Consider the following 470-nt stretch of genomic DNA (forward strand, 5'->3'; position numbering starts at 1 on the left):
CCCGCGCCGCCCGCGGACGCGGATGGATTCGGCTCCGCCGGCAACCGGGTGAAGACGTTGGTGACGATCAACTGGTCGGGGCGGCGCACGTTCGGTCCGGGCGGCGGCATCAGCTTGTCCATTTCCCTGCGGTCCTGCACCCGCGTCAGGCTCAGGTGATCGCCCTGGATCTTCACGTAGCGGATGGAGGCCACGCCAAGTTCATGCTTGCTGGTGGATTGCTCCAGCGTCTGTTCGATGCGCTTGCCGTCCAGCCAGCGGTAAGTGCCGCTGGACACCATGCCGGGGCCTTGCATCGACCAGGTGCCATCCGCGCGGAACTCGGCTACGCCGGCCCCGCCGGCCGGCTGCGGCGGCAGCGCCTGGCCGTCCACCGTGCGCAGCATGGTCTGGTGCCGCCATTTGCCGACCAGGGCCTGCGCGGCCTGCGGCACGGGCGGTTGTTGGGCGCAAGCTGCCGCGGGCAGCAG

General features: G+C 70.4%; 1 protein-coding gene. It reads right to left on the bottom strand.

Annotated elements, in window-relative coordinates:
* Window positions 1-470, bottom strand: a 470-nt coding sequence (locus SB751_RS28185; RefSeq protein WP_410748807.1) for a hypothetical protein, incomplete at both ends; no start/stop codon positions are given.

Origin of the sequence: Cupriavidus sp. SIMBA_020 (genome assembly GCF_046535395.1) — a bacterium.
Lineage (GTDB): Bacteria > Pseudomonadota > Gammaproteobacteria > Burkholderiales > Burkholderiaceae > Cupriavidus > Cupriavidus campinensis.